Below are 16584 nucleotides of genomic sequence, written 5' to 3' on the forward strand. Positions count from 1 at the left end.
CAGGGCGCCACCGAGCAGTGAACAGGGGATACCTGATGGAAGATGCGTTCATGGTCGATATGCCCGCATGAACGGCTCGCTGCTGCCATCATGCGGCGCGCAGGCCGGGCAGACCCCGGCGTAGGACCGGCGCACGCCCCGGCCGGGCGCACCGACGGCGCGAGCCGCTGCGCGATGTCGTCGATCAGAACGGTGCCAGGGCCGACCCGGCTGTTGAACCGGCCGCCGATCGCCACGTCCCCCAGATCCTGTGCGACGCCCGGTGCGACTTCCCGGTGCGCGAGGAACCAGGCAAGTCGGAGATCACTGCGCCGGCCTGCCACGCCCCTGTGGCCCCTGCTCGCGTGGATATCCCCGGTGAGTGGATATCTCCGGACCGGCGGCGCGCCCAGCCGCGGCGCTACCGTTGATCAAAGGCCAAAAGCTTTGCATAAAAGTGCAGTGATGCGTATAGTCATGCCATCAACGAGGAGGGTTTCGATGGTGGTACGTGCGGCAGTGGCAGGGGCGAGCGGATACGCCGGTGGGGAGCTGCTCCGTCTCCTGCTGGTTCACCCCCAGGTCGAGATCGGGGCGCTCACGGCCAACTCCAACGCGGGGCAGAAGCTCGGCGCGCTGCAACCGCACCTGCGGCCGCTCGCCGACCGGGTGCTTCAGCCGACCACCGCCGAGGTCCTCGCCGGGCACGATGTCGTCTTCCTCGCCCTCCCGCACGGACAGTCGGCCGCCGTCGCCGAGCAACTCGGTGACGAGGTGCTGGTCGTCGACATGGGGGCCGACTTCCGGCTCAAGGACGCCGCGGACTGGGAGAAGTTCTACGGTTCTCCGCACGCGGGCACCTGGCCCTACGGTCTGCCCGAACTGCCGGGCGGACGCGCCGCGCTGGCGGGGTCCAAGCGTATCGCCGTGCCCGGCTGCTACCCGACCGCCGTCTCGCTCGCGCTCTTCCCGGCGTACGCGGCCCAGCTGGCCGAGCCCGAGGCCGTGATCGTCGCCGCGTCCGGCACCTCCGGAGCGGGCAAGGCGGCCAAGCCGCATCTCCTCGGCTCCGAGGTGATGGGCAACATGTCCCCGTACGGCGTCGGCGGGGGCCACCGGCACACCCCCGAGATGATCCAGAACCTCAGCGCGGCCGCCGGCGAACCGGTCACCGTCTCCTTCACGCCGACCCTGGCGCCGATGCCCCGCGGCATCCTTGCCACCTGCAGCGCGAAGGCGAAGCCCGGCGTGAGCGCCGAGTCGGTCCGCGACGCGTACGAGAAGGCGTTCGCGGACGAGCCCTTCGTCGAGCTCCTCCCCGAGGGCCAGTGGCCCGCCACGGCGTCCGTCCACGGTTCCAACGCCGTACAGATCCAGGTCGCCCACGACGAGGCGGCCGGCCGGATCATCGTGATCAGCGCCATCGACAACCTCGCCAAGGGCACCGCCGGCGGCGCCCTGCAGAGCATGAACATCGCCCTCGGACTTCCCGAGGACGCGGGTCTTTCCACGATCGGAGTCGCACCGTGAGCGTCACGGCAGCACAGGGGTTCTCCGCGGCGGGCATCGCCGCGGGAATCAAGGAGAGCGGTAACCCGGACCTGGCCCTCGTGGTCAACCACGGTCCGCGTCGCGCCGCCGCGGGCGTCTTCACCTCCAACCGCGTCAAGGCCGCCCCCGTCCTCTGGTCGGAGCAGGTGCTCAAGGGCGGCGAGGTCACCGCCGTCGTCCTCAACTCCGGTGGTGCCAACGCCTGTACGGGCCCCAAGGGCTTCCAGGACACCCACGCCACCGCCGAGAAGGCCGCCGAGGTGCTCACCGGCCACAACGCCGGTGAGATCGCGGTCGCGTCCACCGGGCTGATCGGCACGCTGCTCCCGATGGACAAGCTGCTGCCCGGCATCGAGACGGCCGCCGCCGCACTCAGCGAGCACGGCGGCGAGAAGGCCGCCATCGCGATCAAGACCACCGACACCGTCCACAAGACCGCCGTCGCGGGCGGCGCGGGCTGGACCGTCGGCGGCATGGCCAAGGGCGCGGGCATGCTCGCCCCGGGCCTCGCCACCATGCTGGTCGTCCTCACCACCGACGCCGATGTGGACACCGCCGGACTGGACTCGGCGCTGCGCGCCGCCACCCGTACCACCTTCGACCGGGTCGACTCCGACGGCTGCATGTCGACCAACGACACCGTGCTGCTGCTGGCCTCCGGGGCGAGCGGAATCACCCCCGGGCAGGGCGAGTTCGCCGAGGCCGTACGGACCGTCTGCGCGGACCTGGCCCGCCAGCTCATCGGTGACGCCGAGGGCGCCTCCAAGGACATCCGGATCGAGGTCGTCAACGCCGCGACCGAGGACGACGCCGTCGAGGTGGGCCGCTCCATCGCCCGCAACAACCTCCTCAAGTGCGCCATCCACGGCGAGGACCCCAACTGGGGCCGGGTGCTCTCCGCGATCGGTACGACGAAGGCCGCCTTCGAGCCCGATCAGCTGAACGTCGCCATCAACGACGTCTGGGTCTGCAAGAACGGCGGCGTCGGCGAGGACCGCGACCTGGTCGACATGCGCTACCGCGAGGTCAGGATCACCGCCGATCTCGCCGCCGGCACCGAGTCCGCCGTCATCTGGGCCAACGACCTCACCGCGGACTACGTCCACGAGAACAGCGCGTACAGCTCATGAGCGCGGCGCGGAAACACACCGCACTCCCGAAGGCGCAGATCCTCATCGAGGCCCTGCCCTGGCTGACCCGGCACAACGGCAAGACCGTCGTCATCAAGTTCGGCGGCAACGCCATGATCGACGACGAGCTGAAGGCCGCCTTCGCCCAGGACGTCGTTTTCCTGCGCCAGGCCGGCCTCAAGCCCGTCGTCGTGCACGGCGGCGGCCCGCAGATCAGCGCCCAGCTCGACAAGCAGGGCCTGGTCAGCGAGTTCAAGGCGGGCCTGCGCGTCACCACGCCCGAGGCGATGGACGTCGTACGGATGGTGCTCGCCGGACAGGTCCAGCGCGAACTCGTCGGCCTGCTCAACCAGCACGGTCCGCTCGCCGTCGGCATGACCGGCGAGGACGCGCACACGATCACCGCCATCCAGCACCGGCCGACCATCGACGGCGAACTCGTCGACATCGGCCGGGTCGGCGAGATCACCGCCATCGACACCGGGGCGATCCAGGCGCTGCTGGACGACGGCCGGATCCCGGTCATCTCCTCCATCGCCCGCTCCGCCGACGACAACCACGTCTACAACGTCAACGCCGACACCGCGGCCGCGGCACTCGCCGCCGCGCTGAACGCCGAGACGCTGATGGTCCTCACCGACGTCGAGGGCCTCTACGAGGACTGGCCCAACAGCGACGACGTGATCAGCCGGCTCACCGCCACCGAGCTGGAGAAGCTGCTGCCCGAGCTGTCCAGCGGCATGGTGCCGAAGATGCAGGGCTGCCTGCACGCCGTGCGCAACGGTGTCGAGACCGCCCGCGTGATCGACGGCCGGGTCCAGCACTCGATCCTGCTGGAGATCTTCACCGACGAAGGAATCGGCACGATGGTCGTGCCCGACGCACAGCCCGACGCGCAGGGGGAGTCATGAGCAACCAGGAACTCGCACAGCGCTGGGGCCACGCGCTGATGGACAACTACGGAACCCCGCCGCTGTCCCTGGTCCGCGGCGAGGGCGCCCGGGTGTGGGACGCCGACGGCGCCGAGTACGTCGACTTCGTCGGCGGTATCGCGGTGAACGCGCTGGGCCACGCCCACCCCGCGGTCGTCGAGGCCGTCTCCACCCAGATCGCCTCGCTCGGCCACGTCTCCAATCTCTTCATCGCCGAGCCGCCCGTCGCGCTCGCCGAACGGCTGCTCCAGCTCTTCGGCCGCACCGGCCGCGTCTACTTCTCCAACTCCGGCGCCGAGGCCAACGAGGCCGCCTTCAAGATCGGCCGGCTGACCGGGCGTACCCACATGGTCGCCACCGACGGCGGCTTCCACGGCCGGACCATGGGCGCGCTCGCGCTGACCGGCCAGCCCAAGAAGCGCGAACCGTTCCTTCCGCTGCCCGGTGACGTCACGCACGTCCCGTACGGCGACGCGGACGCCCTGCGGGCCGCCGTGACCACCGACACCGCGCTGGTGATCATCGAGCCGATCCAGGGCGAGAACGGTGTGGTCGTACCGCCCGCCGGGTATCTGGAGGCCGCCCGGGAGATCACCCGCGCCACCGGCACCCTGCTGGTGCTCGACGAGGTGCAGACCGGCATCGGCCGCTGCGGCCAGTGGTTCGAGCACCAGGCCCACCAGGGCATCGAGCCCGATGTCGTCACCCTCGCCAAGGGCCTGGGCGGCGGACTGCCGATCGGCGCGACCGTCGCCTTCGGCCCGGCGGCCGAGCTGCTGAAGCCGGGCCAGCACGGCACGACGTTCGGCGGCAACCCGATCGCCTGCGCCGCCGGTCTCGCCGTCCTGGACACCCTGGCCGCCGACGGCGTCCTGGACCGGGTGAAGCGGCTCGGCGAGAGGATCCGGGACGGTGTGGAGGGCCTCGGCCATCCGCTGGTCTCCCACGTCCGGGGCTCCGGACTGCTGCTGGGTATCGTGCTCACCGAGCCGCTCGCACCCCAGGTGCAACAGGCGGCTCAGGGAGCCGGTTTCCTGGTGAACGTGCCCGCCCCCGATGTCCTGCGGCTCATGCCGCCGCTGATCATCGGCGACGCGGAAGTGGACGCGTTGCTCCGGGCGCTGCCCGGCGCTCTCGACGCGGCACAAGGGGACGGACGATCCGGAGAATGAGGCGACGACGATGACCGAGGCGCAGGAAACCGAGCACGGCGGGCCGTCCGTGCCGCAGACCCGCACCGCACGCCACCGCCGGATCGTGGACATTTTGAACCGGCAGCCGGTGCGCTCGCAGAGCCAGCTGGCCAAGCTGCTCGCGGACGACGGGCTGAGCGTCACCCAGGCGACGCTCTCCCGCGACCTGGACGAGCTGGGCGCGGTGAAGATCCGCAACACCGGCGGCGAGCTGATCTACGCGGTGCCGAGCGAGGGCGGATTCCGCACCCCGCAGGCCCCGCTGGGCGGGTCCGCGAAGGAGGAGCGGATGCGGCGGCTCTCCGCCGAACTGCTCATCTCCGCCGAGGCGTCGGCCAACCTCGTGGTGCTGCGCACGCCGCCGGGCGCGGCCCAGTTCCTCGCCTCGGCCATCGACCAGGCCGAACTGCACGACATCCTCGGCACCATCGCGGGTGACGACACCCTGATGCTGATCAGCCGCGACCCGGCGGGCGGCCAGGCGCTCGCCGACCATCTGCTGCGGCTGGCGCAGAACGAGCGCTGAGCGCACCGTGCCGGCCGGACCGCGTCAGTAGCGGGTGATCGCGGTCGGGCCCGAACCGGTACCGATCGCGATGTGCGGTCGGCGGACCGGGTCCACCCAGCGGAGGATCCGGTCCATCGCGGCCGCCGGTACGGAGACGCAACCGGCGGTCGAGCCAGGCCCGTTGACGTGGAGGAAGATCCCGGCACCGCGCCCGCGCACCGGCCGTTCGTAGTTGAAGCCGATGACGAGGGCACGGGCGTACTGCGTCGGGTACGCGATCAGATGCTCCGCCTCGCCCGCCCGGCAGTCCTCGGGCAGCGGCTCCACCCAGCGGTTGTAGGCCCGCGCCGCGTTGTCCTGGCACCACCACGAGCGGTCGCCGACCCGGCGGTAGGGATGGACGGTGCCGGCCGGTGCGGGCTCGATGCCGAAGGCGTACGGCAGGTCGTACAGACCGGTGGGGGTGGTGTTCGTGCCCTGCTCGCGCGACGCCCCCTCGGTCAGGCCCTTCGCACCGAAACGGGCGGGGGCGGACCCGGACTTCACCCAGGTGCCCCGGCGCCGGGTCCACCAGGTGACGGTGCCGGTGGTGGAGTCCTCGGCCGGGGCCTCGGCCGTGATCAGCTGGGTGCCGCCGCCGGTGTCGGCCATCCGGTCCGGGAGCGGCGGGGTGGCGGCGGGCCGGGCCGCGACGGTGCCCGCCAGCGCGAGCAGTACCGAGAGGGTCACCAGGGATCTGCGCATGCCCGGACGGTAGGCCGTCCGGCCGGGCGGCACCCGCGGATCTGCTCCGTACGGCTCAATGCCCGTCCGCCTCGCAGCGATCCGCCGGTTCCCCGTCCGCCGGTTCGCGCTCTGCCCGCGGCATGGCCGGCAGCGGGAGCGGCAGTCCCGGGAGCCCGTCGATGCTCGTCGCGATGTGCTCCTTCTTCTCGAAGTAGGCGCCGAGCGAGGCGTCGTCCTCGCGGGCGAAGCGCCGGGCGTGCAGCGGGCGGTCCGCCTCGTACGACATGAACGGCACCGCGAATCCGCAGGTGTCCCGGACGAGGTCGGCCCGCACCACGACGACGGCGCGCAGCCCGTGGGAGGCGGGATCCACCCGGGGGAAGTGTTCGAGCAGCCCGGTGAACCGGGGATCGTCCCGGAAGACCGGCTCGCCGCGGCCGTGCACCCGCACGATGTTCGGCGGCCCCTGGAAGGCGCACCACATCAGCGTGATCCGGCCGTTCTCGCGGAGATGGGCGACGGTCTCGGCATTGCTGCCCGCGAAGTCCAGATAGGCCACGGTCAGCTCGTCGATCACGGCGAACGAACCGCTGACGCCCTTGGGGGAGAGGTTGACCGTGCCCTCGCCGTCCAGGGGCGCCGTCGCCGTGAAGAAGATGTGCTGCTCTTCGATGAAGGTCCTGATCCGTCCGTCGATGCGTTCATATGTTTTCCCCATGGCTGCCATTGTCGTCGCCGGCTCCGGCGCCGACGAGGTGATTTCACCTGGCGGGACGGGATGCCCGGGGCGTCCGGCGGGGAGGCGGCGTGCCGACCGCACAGCTTTGACAAAACATACGGAGCTCTGCATAGTTATACCCACTCGGGTGGCACGACGGCGCAGCGTGACCTCGCCCGACCCCCAGTAGTTACGTCACCGCCTCTCCGGCCCCGCGCGGGGAGACGGCCGCACACCCATCACCCTGTTCTTCCGAGGAGCACGCAGTGAGCAACGGCAACGGCAACAGCGACGTACGCCTTTGGGGCGCCCGCTTCGCCGACGGTCCGGCCGAGGCACTGGCCAAGCTGTCCGCCTCCGTCCACTTCGACTGGCGGCTCGCGCCGTACGACATCGCCGGTTCCCGCGCCCACGCGCGTGTCCTGAACAGGGCGGGTCTGCTCACCGAGGACGAGCTGGGCCGCATGACCGCCGGTCTCGACCAGCTGGAGGCCGATGTCGCCGACGGCTCCTTCACCGGCACCATCGCCGACGAGGACGTCCACACCGCGCTGGAGCGCGGGCTGCTGGAGCGACTCGGCCCCGACCTCGGCGGCAAGCTGCGGGCCGGCCGGTCCCGCAACGACCAGATCGCCACGCTCTTCCGGATGTACCTGCGCGACCACGCCCGGATCATCGGCGGCCTGATCGCCGACCTCCAGGGTGCGCTGGTCGGCCTCGCCGAGGCCCACCCGGACGTCGCGATGCCCGGCCGCACGCACCTCCAGCACGCCCAGCCGGTGCTCTTCGCCCACCACGTCCTGGCCCATGTGCAGTCCCTGTCCCGGGACGCCGAGCGGCTGCGCCAGTGGGACGAGCGGACCGCCGTCTCGCCGTACGGCTCCGGCGCCCTCGCCGGTTCGTCCCTCGGCCTCGACCCGGAGGCGGTCGCCGCCGACCTCGGCTTCGAGCACGGCTCCGTCGCCAACTCCATCGACGGAACGGCCTCCCGCGACTTCGTCGCCGAGTTCGCCTTCATCACCGCGATGATCGGCGTGAACCTCTCCCGGATCGCGGAGGAGGTCATCATCTGGAACACGAAGGAGTTCTCCTTCGTCACCCTGCACGACGCCTTCTCCACCGGCTCCTCGATCATGCCGCAGAAGAAGAACCCGGACATCGCCGAGCTGGCCCGCGGCAAGTCCGGCCGGCTGATCGGCAACCTGACCGGCCTGATGGCCACGCTGAAGGCGCTCCCGCTCGCGTACAACCGCGACCTCCAGGAGGACAAGGAGCCGGTCTTCGACTCCTGCGACCAGCTGGAAGTCCTGCTGCCCGCCTTCACCGGAATGATGGCCACCCTCACCGTCAACCGCGAGCGCATGGCGGAGCTGGCCCCGGCCGGCTTCTCGCTCGCCACCGACATCGCCGAGTGGCTGGTCAAGCAGGGCGTGCCGTTCCGGGTCGCCCACGAGGTCGCCGGTGAGTGCGTCAAGGAGTGCGAGCAGCACGGCATCGAGCTCGACGAGCTGACCGACGAGCAGTTCGCCAAGATCTCCGAGCACCTCACCCCCGAGGTCCGCACGGTCCTCGACGTGGCCGGCGCGCTCGCCTCCCGCAGCGGCCGCGGCGGCACGGCCCCTTCGGCCGTGGCCGTCCAGCTCGCCGAGGTGAAGTCGGACCTCGCCACCCAGCAGGCATGGGCCACCGCGAAGAACTGACCCGGGGGCCGGAACCGCGCGGAAGGCGGGGAGCGTACGTACGCTCCTCGCCTTCCGGTTTCCGCGGGCTGGGTTACGTTGACGTGGAGCGCACCGACCGAGGAGGAGCTCCACGATGCCTTTCGCCCGGCTGGCCACAGCGACGACTCCGACCGCCCACATCGGGCTCGGCCTGGCGGCGGTCGGCAGGCCCGGCTACATCAATCTCCACCGCGACCGCGATCTGCCCGACGACCGCAGCGTCGAGGCGATGCGCGCCCGCACCCATGAACTGCTCGACGCCGCCTACGCCCAGGGCGTCCGCTACTTCGACGCGGCCCGCTCCTACGGCCGCTCCGAGGAGTTCCTGGCCGACTGGCTGACGGCCCACCCCGAGGCGGACGACGTCGTCATCGGCAGCAAATGGGGCTACACCTACACGGCCGCCTGGAGCGTCGAGGCCGAGGCGCACGAGGTCAAGGACCACAGCCTCGCCACGTTCCTGCGCCAGCGGGCCGAGACCGACGCGCTGCTCGGCGACCGCCTCGACCTCTACCAGATCCACTCGGTCACCGCCGACAGTCCGGCCCTCACGGACAAGGAGCTGCACGAACGGCTGGCCGCGCTCGCCGCCGAAGGGGTCAGCGTCGGCCTCTCCACCAGCGGGCCCGCCCAGGCCGACGCGATCCGGGCCGCTCTGACCGTCACCGTGGACGGCGAGCCGCTCTTCCGTACCGTGCAGGCCACCTACAACGCCCTGGAGACCTCGGCCGGGACGGCGCTCGCCGAGGCACATGCCGCCGGACTCACCGTGATCGTCAAGGAGGCCATGGCCAACGGGCGGCTCGCCGGGACGGAGGCCCCCGCCGTGGTCCAGGAGATCGCCGCCGACGCCGGGCTCGGCAGCGACGCGGTCGCCCTGGCCCTGGTGCTGCACCAGCCCTGGGCCGGGGTGGTGCTCTCCGGCGCGGCCACCGTCGGCCAGCTCGCCGGAAACCTGCACGCGGCCGTCGTCGGTCTCGACGAGGAGCGGCGGGCCCGGCTCGACGCGCTGGTGGAGGAGCCCGAGGCCTACTGGCGGCATCGCGCCGGACTGCGCTGGAGCTGACCGGGGAGCGGCGCGGGCCGTCCGTCACATCGACGGGGTTCTGTACGTCAGTGCTGTGACGGAACACGACGGAGGTATGCGGCTGTGGACGGACACGAATTCCTGGCGGAGCGCTTCGAGGAGAACCGGAGCCGGCTGAAGGCCGTGGCCTACCGGATGCTCGGCTCGACGAGCGAGGCGGAGGACGCCGTCCAGGAGGCCTGGATCCGGCTCGGCCGTAGCGACGACCGGGCGATCGAGAACCTGGGCGGCTGGCTGACGACGGTCGTCGGACGGGTGTGCCTGGACATGCTCCGCTCGCGCCGCTCCCGCCGCGAGGAGCCGCTCGGCGCCGGCGCACCCGAGGAGACCGCCCCGGGCCCGGAGTTCGGCGGCCGGCCGGAGGCCGACCCCGAGCAGCAGGCGCTGATGGCCGACTCGGTCGGTCTGGCGATGCTCGTCGTGCTCGAAACGCTCGACCCCGCCGAGCGGCTCGCCTTCGTGCTGCACGACATGTTCGCCGTGCCGTTCGACGAGATCGCGGGTGTCGTGGACCGTACCCCGGCGGCGGCGCGGCAGCTTGCCAGCCGGGCGCGGCGCCGGGTCCAGGGCGCGGACCCGGTTCCGGACCCGGATCTCGCCCGCAAGCGCGAGGTCGTCAACGCCTTTCTGGCCGCCGCCCGGGACGGTGAATTCGAGGCCCTCCTGACCGTGCTCGATCCGGACGTGGTGGTGCGGTCCGACATCGGCGCCGACGGTGCCGGTGCCCCGGGCCTGGTACGGGGTGCGGCGGCCGTGGCCCGTCAGGCGATGATGTTCGCACCGTTCGCGCGGTCGTCCCGGGGGGCCCTGGTCGACGGGGAACCGGCCGTCATCGCGACGGGCGAGGGCCACCGCTTCTCGGTCATGATCTTCACGGTGGCCCGGGACAGGATCGTCGAGATGTCCGTGATCCGCGACCCGTCCCATCTCCCCGGCCTGGATCTGGCGGTCCTCGACGACTGACGGGGCGAACGGGCCGCCGAGACGACCGACGGGGTCGACGAGCCGCTGGAACGACGAGCAGGGCGAACGGCCGTTGAGACGCTACTGTCTCATGTGGTCTACAATTGTCTCATGAGTCTCGACCGTGAGCAGGTACTTCGCAGCGCCGCCGCTCTGCTGACCCGCAAATCGACCGCCACCATGGACGAGGTCGCCAAAGCCGCAGGCATCGGACGCGCCACCCTGCACCGGCACTTCGCCGGACGGGACGCCCTGGTCAGAGCATTGGAGAGCCTGGGCATCCAGGAGTTCGAAGCGGCTCTGGACGCCGCCGCCCTCGACGAGGGCGGCGCGCCGGAGGCGCTGCGCCGACTGGTCGCGGCCGTCGAGCCGAGCGCCGGACTGCTCTCCTTCCTCGTCACCGAGAACCAGCTCTTCGAGGGCGAAGAGGTGAACGAGGGCTGGAGCCGCCTCGACGCCCGGGTCTCCGCCCTGTTCAGACGGGGCCAGGAACGCGGTGAGTTCCGCATCGACCTCACCCCCGCCTGGCTGACCGAGGCCTTCTACGGGCTCGTCTCCGGCGGTGCCTGGGCCGTCCAGGACGGCCGGGTCGCGAGCCAGGACTTCCAGTACATGATCGTCGAGTTGCTGCTCGGCGGTGCACGCCGGAGCGTGGAGCAATGAGCCGCATCGAACAGCGCGTGGAATCCCCCGAGGAGCTGCACCGCCCCGGGCGGTGGATCGCCCTGTCCGTGCTCGTCCTCGCGGTGCTGCTCGTGGCGATCGACGCCACCGTCCTCGGCCTGGCGACCCCGTTCCTCACCGAGGACCTCGAACCGACCGGCACTCAGCTCCTGTGGATCGGCGACGTCTACTCCTTCGTCATCGCCGGACTCCTGGTCTCGATGGGCAGCCTCGGCGACCGCATCGGCCGCAAGAAGCTGCTGCTGTGCGGCGCGACGGCGTTCGGCGCGGTCTCCGTGCTCAACGCCTACGCGCACACCCCCGAGATGATGATCCTGGCGCGGGCGCTGCTCGGTGTCGCGGGCGCCACCCTGATGCCGTCCACCCTCGCCCTGATCCGCAACCTCTTCCACGACCCGCGCGAGCGCAGCCTCGCCATCGGCATCTGGGGAGCGATGGCCTCCGCCGGAGCGGCCGTCGGCCCCGTGGTCGGCGGACTGCTGCTGGAGCACTTCTGGTGGGGCTCGGTCTTCCTGATCAACCTGCCGGTCATGGCGGTCCTCGTGGTCGTCGGCGCGAAGATGATCCCCGAGTCCAGGAACCCGGCCCCCGGCCCCTGGGACCTGGCCAGCGTCGCGCTCTCCTTCGTCGGCATGATCGGCGTCGTGTACGCCATCAAGGAACTCGCGGCACACGGCCCGGGCTGGGAGAACATCGCCGCGGGCATCGGCGGTCTGCTCGCACTCTGCTGGTTCGTGCGCAGGCAGCTCACGCTTCCGGCGCCCCTGCTGGACATGAGGCTCTTCCACCACCGGGGCTTCTCCGGCGCCGTCCTCGCCGACCTGCTGACCATCCTCGGCCTGTCCGGACTGGTCTTCTTCCTCTCCCAGTTCCTCCAACTCGTCCAGGGACGGGGGCCGCTGGAGGCCGGTCTCGCCGAACTGCCCGCGGCGGTCGGCGCGGTCGTCGCCGGTCTGATCGCGGGCCGGGCGGCCCGCCGCTTCTCGGTGCGCTCGGTGGTGGCCGGCGGCCTCGCGGCCATCGGACTGGCGCTCGCCGCGGTCACCCTGATCCACCAGGAGACCGCGTACCCGCTGCTCGGCGCGGTACTGCTGGTCGTCGGCGTGGGCGCGGGCCTCGCCTTCACCGTCACCTCCGACGTGATTCTCTCCAGCGTCCCCAAGGAGCAGGCGGGCTCCGCCGGCGCGGTCTCCGAGACGGCGTACGAACTCGGCGCGGCCCTCGGTATCGCCCTGCTCGGCTCCATCGTCACCGGCGTCTACCAGAAGTTCGACACCCCCCACGGCGTCCCGCCGGGCCCCGCGGCCGCGGCCCACGAATCACTGGGCGGCGCCGTCGAGGCGGCCCACGGTCTGCCGGCCCCGCAGGGGCAGGCGCTGGTCTCCGCGGCGCAGGAGTCGTTCGTCGAGGGGCTGGGGCTCGCCGCGGGCGTCGGCGCGGCGGTCCTGCTGGCGACGGCCGTCGCCGCCTGGTTCCTGCTGCGCGGCCAGAAGCTGGAGGACGGCATCGTGCACCAGTAGCCGGCCCGGCCCGGAAGGGGCGACGACGGCAGGCGGAAGGGCCCGTACCCACGATCTTTTGGGGTACGGGCCCTTCCGCGTCGTCCTGGCGCGCCGCGCCGCGCCGCTTGTCCGCGTCGGCTCAGGCGGCCTTGGCCTTGGTGGCGTACATGTCGACGTACTCCTGACCGGACAGCCGCATCACCTCGGCCATCACCGAGTCGGTGACCGCCCGCAGCACATAGCGGTCGCGGTCCATGCCCTCGTAGCGGGAGAACTCCATCGGCTCACCGAACCGGACCGTCACCTTGCCGGGACGCGGCAGTCCGGCCCCGCCGGGCTGCAGCTTGTCCGTGCCGATCATCGCGAACGGCACCACCGGCGCGCCGGTCATCAGCGTCAGCCGGGCGATGCCCGTACGACCCCGGTACAGACGGCCGTCGGGGGAGCGGGTGCCCTCGGGGTAGATGGCGAACGCCTTGCCCTCCTCCAGCACCCGACGGCCCGTCATCAGCGCCGCGACGCCGCCGCGCCCGCCGTCCCGGTCCACCGGGATCATGCCGCAGCCGGTGAAGAACCAGGCCATCGCCCGGCCCTTGAGCCCCTTGCCCGTCACGTACTCGTCCTTGCCGATGTAGAACACCGGCCGGTCGCAGCAGATGGGCATGATCATCGAGTCGATGAACGTCAGATGGTTGCCCGCGAGGATCACCGGACCGTCCCCGGGGATGTTCTCCACACCCTCGACCTGGGGGCGGAACATGAGGCGCAAGATCGGTCCGAGCACTGCCTTGATGAGTGCGTGTCGGGACAACGGTTCCTCCGGTGTAGTGGCCGGGCCGGCCGAGGTGCGGGATCGTGACGGTCCATGCAGGTGAGGACGATACTCGCGGGTGCGCGCGGATCGCACATCGGGTTCACGGAGCGGATACGTGGCGTTGACGTGAGTTTGCGCCATGTTCGCGCAGGAGCCGCCTCCATGACGGTACTGCTGCCTACGCTCGGGCCTCGCCCGACAGGTGCCAGACATCACACGCGAGGAGCATTCATGACTGAGCGCGCGCAGGCCGGCCCCGGCCGCAGGACCATGCTGGGAGCCGGAGCCGCCGTACTGGGCACCGCCGCCCTCGGACTGGCGGGCGGCCAGGCCGACGCCGCGGGCAGCACCGCCGGGAAGGACTCCGGACGGCACGGCGGCCACGGCTTCCGCCTCGACCTGCCGGTGCCCACTGTCATCGGACACCGCGGCACCAGCGGCTACCGGCCCGAGCACACCCTCGGCTCCTACCAGCTGGCCCTCGACATGGGCGCGCACGTGGTCGAGCAGGACCTGGTGCCGACCCGGGACGGCCATCTCGTATGCCGTCACGAGAACGACATCACCGCCACCACCGATGTCGCCGAGCACCCCGAGTTCGCGAGCCGCAGGACCACCAAGAAGGTCGACGGCGTCTCCCTCACCGGCTGGTTCACCGAGGACTTCACCCTCGCCGAGCTGAAGACGCTGCGGGCCAAGGAGCGCATCCCCGGCACCCGCCAGAAGAACACCCTCTACGACGGCCGCTGGGAGATCCCCACCTTCGAGGAGGTGCTGCGCTGGGCCGACCGGGAGGGCCGCAGGCGCGGCAAGCCCGTCTGGCTGTACGTCGAGACCAAGCACCCCACCTACTTCCGCGGCCTCGGCCTCGGTCTGGAGGAGCCGCTCGCCAAGCTGCTGCGCCGGTACAACCGGCACCGCGAGCAGTCGCCGCTCATCCTCCAGTCCTTCGAGCCCGGCAGCATCCAGCGGCTGTCCCGGCTCGTCGCCACCCCGCGCGTCGTACTGCTCTCCGGCGCGGGCGAGCGCCCCTGGGACTTCGTCACCTCCGGCGACCCGCGCACCGTCGCGGACCTGGTGAAGCCCGCGGGACTGAAGTGGATGGCCTCCTTCGCCCAGGGCATCGGCCCCACCCTGGACCTGGTCATCCCCAAGGACTCCGCGGGGCGGCTCACCGAGCCGACCACCCTGGTGAGGGACGCGCACGCGCAGGGCCTGGTCCTGCACCCCTACACCATGCGCAACGAGAACAGCTTCCTGCCCGCCGACTTCCGGCGCGGCACGGACCCCAACGCCTACGGTGACGCGTTCGGCGCGTTCCAGGCGTACTTCGCGACGGGCATCGACGGAATCTTCTCCGACAACCCGGACACCGCCCTGCTCGCCGCGGCGGACCACAACGCGAAGTGACACCCGCGTCAGCACCCGGCCGGGGCGTGCCCCGGTCGGGTGGTGCCCGCCGGATACGGCAACCGGCCGCCGCCTCGGGCGCGTCGGCCGGGGCATGACCCTTCTCGATCTTGTTCCGGCAGCCCCCGCCGCCACCCCCGTGACCTTCGTACGTGCCCTGCATCCGCTGGTGAGCGCCGAGGCCAGGGCCGAGGCGGCCGCCTCGGCGACGGGGGCGGCGGTCGAACCGGCCGACCTCGAACAGGCCGTCTGGCTGCGGCTGCTGGAGCGGCTCGCGGGTCAGGGGCCACCGGTGGACCCGGCCCGCTGGGTGCGGGACACCGTTCGGGCGGAGGCCCGCCGGGCCCGCCGCACCACCCGGCACGAACGCCCCTTCCGCGACGAGACCGCCGCGGATCCGGCCGGCTGCCCCGAACGGCTCGCCCTCGGCGCCGACGAACGGCGGGCGCTGCGCGCGGCGGTGGACCGGCTGCCCGGCAGGTGCGCCCGGCTGATGGCGGCGATGCTCGCCCCCGGCGATCCCACCTACCGGGAAATCGCAGGGAAGTTGGGTATGTCACAGGGGAGTTTGGGCCCGATCCGTTCCCGTTGCCTTGGATGTCTGCGCAGAATGCTCGCGGCGGAGGTTGCTGCTCCTGAACTGCGGGGAAAGGAGCGTTAGACAACCGGTGGATCAGGTGGGCGGAGGCATGCGCGGATGGGCATGAGCGTGATCATCTCGGCGGCGACGGAACAGGACGCCGAACAGATCTTGAAACTCCAGTACCTCTGCTTCCAGAGCGAGGCGGAGCTGTACGGGAACTACCGGATCGACCCGCTCGTCCAGACCCTCGACTCGTTGCACGCCGAGATCGCCACGAACCTGGTGTTCGTGGCGCGGCTGGGTGACGAGGTCGTCGGCTCGGTCCGGGGGGCCGTCGGCGAGGACGGCGCGGGGGAGATCGGCAGGCTCTGCGTCCACCCCCGGCTCCAGGGGCACGGTCTCGGGGCCCGGCTGCTGCGGGCGGCGGAGGCGGGACTCACCGACGAGCGGTCGGCCACCCTGTTCCGGCTGCACACCGGCCATCGCAGCGAGAGTAATCTGCGGCTCTACCGACGGGCGGGTTACGCGCCCGTCGGCAACGAGACCGGCCGGGACGGAGTCCTGATGATCCTCCTGGAGAAGGACGCCACGAAACCGGCGTACGTCGCCAGCGCGTAGGAGCCGCACGGGCCGGCGCGCGGGAGCTACGCGGTTCTGGCCCGGCGCAGCCACATCATCCCGGTGACCGGCAGGATCACCGGGATGAACAGGTATCCCATGCCGAAGTCGGACCAGACGGTGGCGTCCGCGAACGCCGAGGGCTCCGCCATCGTCCAGGTCCCGACGACCAGCACACCCAGCAGTTCCGCGGCGCAGCACACCAGCGCGGACCTGCGCGCCTTCTCGCCCCCGCGCACCAGCGAGTACGTGATGAACCCGTACACCAGCGCGGCGACGGCCGACAGCACATAGGCGAGCGGTGCCCTGCCGAAGTCCAGGATCATCTGGACGATCGAGCGGGAGGCGGCCGCGACGGTGAACACCCCGTAGAACCAGACCAGGACCCGGCCGGGGCCGGTGCCGAGGTCGAAGGGCTGCTTCTCGCCGGTGGCCGCCGCGGGGGTGCGATCGGTGTCGGTCACG

General features: G+C 71.5%; 17 protein-coding genes. 13 read left to right on the plus strand and 4 right to left on the minus strand.

The genetic code is table 11. The features are described 5' to 3' along the window. Positions 1-480 precede the first annotated feature (480 nt). The 5 genes from argC to AADR41_RS02955 are packed head-to-tail and all read left to right on the plus strand — an operon-like array spanning position 481 to position 5311. Positions 481-1509: an N-acetyl-gamma-glutamyl-phosphate reductase gene (argC, locus tag AADR41_RS02935; RefSeq protein ID WP_342279788.1), complete on the plus strand. Its 1029-nt coding sequence runs from the start codon at positions 481-483 to the stop codon at positions 1507-1509. Then, the gene (argJ, locus tag AADR41_RS02940; protein ID WP_342279789.1) at positions 1506-2660 is read left to right on the plus strand and encodes a bifunctional glutamate N-acetyltransferase/amino-acid acetyltransferase ArgJ; all 1155 of its coding nucleotides are present in this window, start codon (positions 1506-1508) and stop codon (positions 2658-2660) included. The genes argC and argJ overlap by 4 nt, the downstream gene beginning before the upstream one ends. Continuing rightward, a complete protein-coding gene (gene argB, locus AADR41_RS02945) occupies positions 2657-3571 on the plus strand; it encodes an acetylglutamate kinase (RefSeq protein WP_342279790.1) in 915 nt (304 codons plus the stop codon). Before argJ ends, argB begins: the two co-directional genes overlap by 4 nt. Next, positions 3568-4764 (plus strand): acetylornithine transaminase, encoded by a 1197-nt coding sequence (locus AADR41_RS02950; RefSeq protein ID WP_342279791.1) that lies wholly within the window; start codon positions 3568-3570, stop codon positions 4762-4764. Before argB ends, AADR41_RS02950 begins: the two co-directional genes overlap by 4 nt. A gap of 10 nt (positions 4765-4774) precedes the next feature. Continuing rightward, positions 4775-5311, plus strand: coding sequence for an arginine repressor (locus tag AADR41_RS02955; protein WP_093541137.1), 537 nt, complete (start codon positions 4775-4777; stop codon positions 5309-5311). Positions 5312-5335: 24 nt separating this feature from the next. On the opposite strand, the gene AADR41_RS02960 is transcribed toward AADR41_RS02955, so the two are convergent. Together AADR41_RS02960 and AADR41_RS02965 are read right to left on the minus strand one after the other, a co-directional pair. Then, positions 5336-6037: a L,D-transpeptidase family protein gene (locus AADR41_RS02960; protein WP_342279792.1), complete on the minus strand. Its 702-nt coding sequence runs from the start codon at positions 6035-6037 to the stop codon at positions 5336-5338. A 55-nt stretch (positions 6038-6092) separates the two neighbouring features. Next, entirely contained in the window at positions 6093-6737 is a 645-nt protein-coding gene (locus AADR41_RS02965; RefSeq protein WP_342279793.1) for a pyridoxamine 5'-phosphate oxidase family protein, read from the minus strand. Between the two features lie 266 nt (positions 6738-7003). Between AADR41_RS02965 and argH the strand changes: the two genes are divergently transcribed. The 5 genes from argH (at position 7004) to AADR41_RS02990 (ending at position 12712) form a co-directional block, all read left to right on the plus strand. Then, entirely contained in the window at positions 7004-8437 is a 1434-nt protein-coding gene (argH, locus tag AADR41_RS02970) for an argininosuccinate lyase (RefSeq protein WP_342279794.1), read from the plus strand. A 115-nt stretch (positions 8438-8552) separates the two neighbouring features. Beyond that, positions 8553-9524 carry an aldo/keto reductase gene (locus AADR41_RS02975; protein ID WP_342279795.1) on the plus strand — a complete coding sequence of 324 codons (972 nt, stop codon included), beginning with the start codon at positions 8553-8555 and terminating at the stop codon, positions 9522-9524. A gap of 84 nt (positions 9525-9608) precedes the next feature. Next, complete coding sequence (locus AADR41_RS02980; RefSeq protein ID WP_342279796.1) at positions 9609-10508, plus strand: sigma-70 family RNA polymerase sigma factor; 900 nt, start codon at positions 9609-9611, stop codon at positions 10506-10508. Between the two features lie 111 nt (positions 10509-10619). Then, a complete protein-coding gene (locus tag AADR41_RS02985) occupies positions 10620-11171 on the plus strand; it encodes a TetR/AcrR family transcriptional regulator (RefSeq protein ID WP_342279797.1) in 552 nt (183 codons plus the stop codon). Further along, the gene (locus AADR41_RS02990; RefSeq protein WP_342279798.1) at positions 11168-12712 is read left to right on the plus strand and encodes an MFS transporter; all 1545 of its coding nucleotides are present in this window, start codon (positions 11168-11170) and stop codon (positions 12710-12712) included. Before AADR41_RS02985 ends, AADR41_RS02990 begins: the two co-directional genes overlap by 4 nt. Positions 12713-12833: 121 nt before the next feature. On the opposite strand, the gene AADR41_RS02995 is transcribed toward AADR41_RS02990, so the two are convergent. After that, positions 12834-13505 (minus strand): lysophospholipid acyltransferase family protein, encoded by a 672-nt coding sequence (locus tag AADR41_RS02995; protein ID WP_124718788.1) that lies wholly within the window; start codon positions 13503-13505, stop codon positions 12834-12836. A 234-nt stretch (positions 13506-13739) separates the two neighbouring features. Between AADR41_RS02995 and AADR41_RS03000 the strand changes: the two genes are divergently transcribed. The 3 genes from AADR41_RS03000 to AADR41_RS03010 all read left to right on the plus strand — a co-directional run bounded on the left by AADR41_RS03000 (position 13740) and on the right by AADR41_RS03010 (position 16119). Further along, positions 13740-14918: a glycerophosphodiester phosphodiesterase gene (locus AADR41_RS03000; RefSeq protein WP_342279799.1), complete on the plus strand. Its 1179-nt coding sequence runs from the start codon at positions 13740-13742 to the stop codon at positions 14916-14918. A 94-nt stretch (positions 14919-15012) separates the two neighbouring features. Further along, positions 15013-15579, plus strand: a complete 567-nt coding sequence (locus tag AADR41_RS03005) for a sigma-70 family RNA polymerase sigma factor (RefSeq protein WP_342279800.1) — start codon at positions 15013-15015, stop codon at positions 15577-15579. A 36-nt stretch (positions 15580-15615) separates the two neighbouring features. Then, complete coding sequence (locus AADR41_RS03010; protein ID WP_342279801.1) at positions 15616-16119, plus strand: GNAT family N-acetyltransferase; 504 nt, start codon at positions 15616-15618, stop codon at positions 16117-16119. A gap of 26 nt (positions 16120-16145) precedes the next feature. Here AADR41_RS03010 and AADR41_RS03015 read toward each other — a convergent pair whose 3' ends face one another. Beyond that, positions 16146-16583, minus strand: a complete 438-nt coding sequence (locus AADR41_RS03015) for a hypothetical protein (RefSeq protein ID WP_266917162.1) — start codon at positions 16581-16583, stop codon at positions 16146-16148. Position 16584: the final 1 nt, after the last annotated feature.

Source organism: Streptomyces sp. CLV115 (assembly GCF_038448545.1).
In the GTDB taxonomy this organism is placed as follows: Bacteria; Actinomycetota; Actinomycetes; order Streptomycetales; family Streptomycetaceae; genus Streptomyces; species Streptomyces sanglieri.

What these genes read in the sequence shown, in the direction of transcription:
- argC (WP_342279788.1), top strand. Translation starts at nt 481, where the DNA reads ATGGTGGTACGTGCGGCAGTGGCAGGGGCGAGCGGATACGCCGGTGGG.
- argB (WP_342279790.1), top strand. Translation starts at nt 2,657, where the DNA reads ATGAGCGCGGCGCGGAAACACACCGCACTCCCGAAGGCGCAGATCCTC.
- AADR41_RS02950 (WP_342279791.1), top strand. Translation starts at nt 3,568, where the DNA reads ATGAGCAACCAGGAACTCGCACAGCGCTGGGGCCACGCGCTGATGGAC.
- AADR41_RS02955 (WP_093541137.1), top strand. Translation starts at nt 4,775, where the DNA reads ATGACCGAGGCGCAGGAAACCGAGCACGGCGGGCCGTCCGTGCCGCAG.
- AADR41_RS02960 (WP_342279792.1), bottom strand. Translation starts at nt 6,037, where the DNA reads ATGCGCAGATCCCTGGTGACCCTCTCGGTACTGCTCGCGCTGGCGGGC.
- AADR41_RS02965 (WP_342279793.1), bottom strand. Translation starts at nt 6,737, where the DNA reads ATGGGGAAAACATATGAACGCATCGACGGACGGATCAGGACCTTCATC.
- AADR41_RS02975 (WP_342279795.1), top strand. Translation starts at nt 8,553, where the DNA reads ATGCCTTTCGCCCGGCTGGCCACAGCGACGACTCCGACCGCCCACATC.
- AADR41_RS02985 (WP_342279797.1), top strand. Translation starts at nt 10,620, where the DNA reads ATGAGTCTCGACCGTGAGCAGGTACTTCGCAGCGCCGCCGCTCTGCTG.
- AADR41_RS02990 (WP_342279798.1), top strand. Translation starts at nt 11,168, where the DNA reads ATGAGCCGCATCGAACAGCGCGTGGAATCCCCCGAGGAGCTGCACCGC.
- AADR41_RS03000 (WP_342279799.1), top strand. Translation starts at nt 13,740, where the DNA reads ATGACTGAGCGCGCGCAGGCCGGCCCCGGCCGCAGGACCATGCTGGGA.
- AADR41_RS03005 (WP_342279800.1), top strand. Translation starts at nt 15,013, where the DNA reads ATGACCCTTCTCGATCTTGTTCCGGCAGCCCCCGCCGCCACCCCCGTG.
- AADR41_RS03010 (WP_342279801.1), top strand. Translation starts at nt 15,616, where the DNA reads ATGGGCATGAGCGTGATCATCTCGGCGGCGACGGAACAGGACGCCGAA.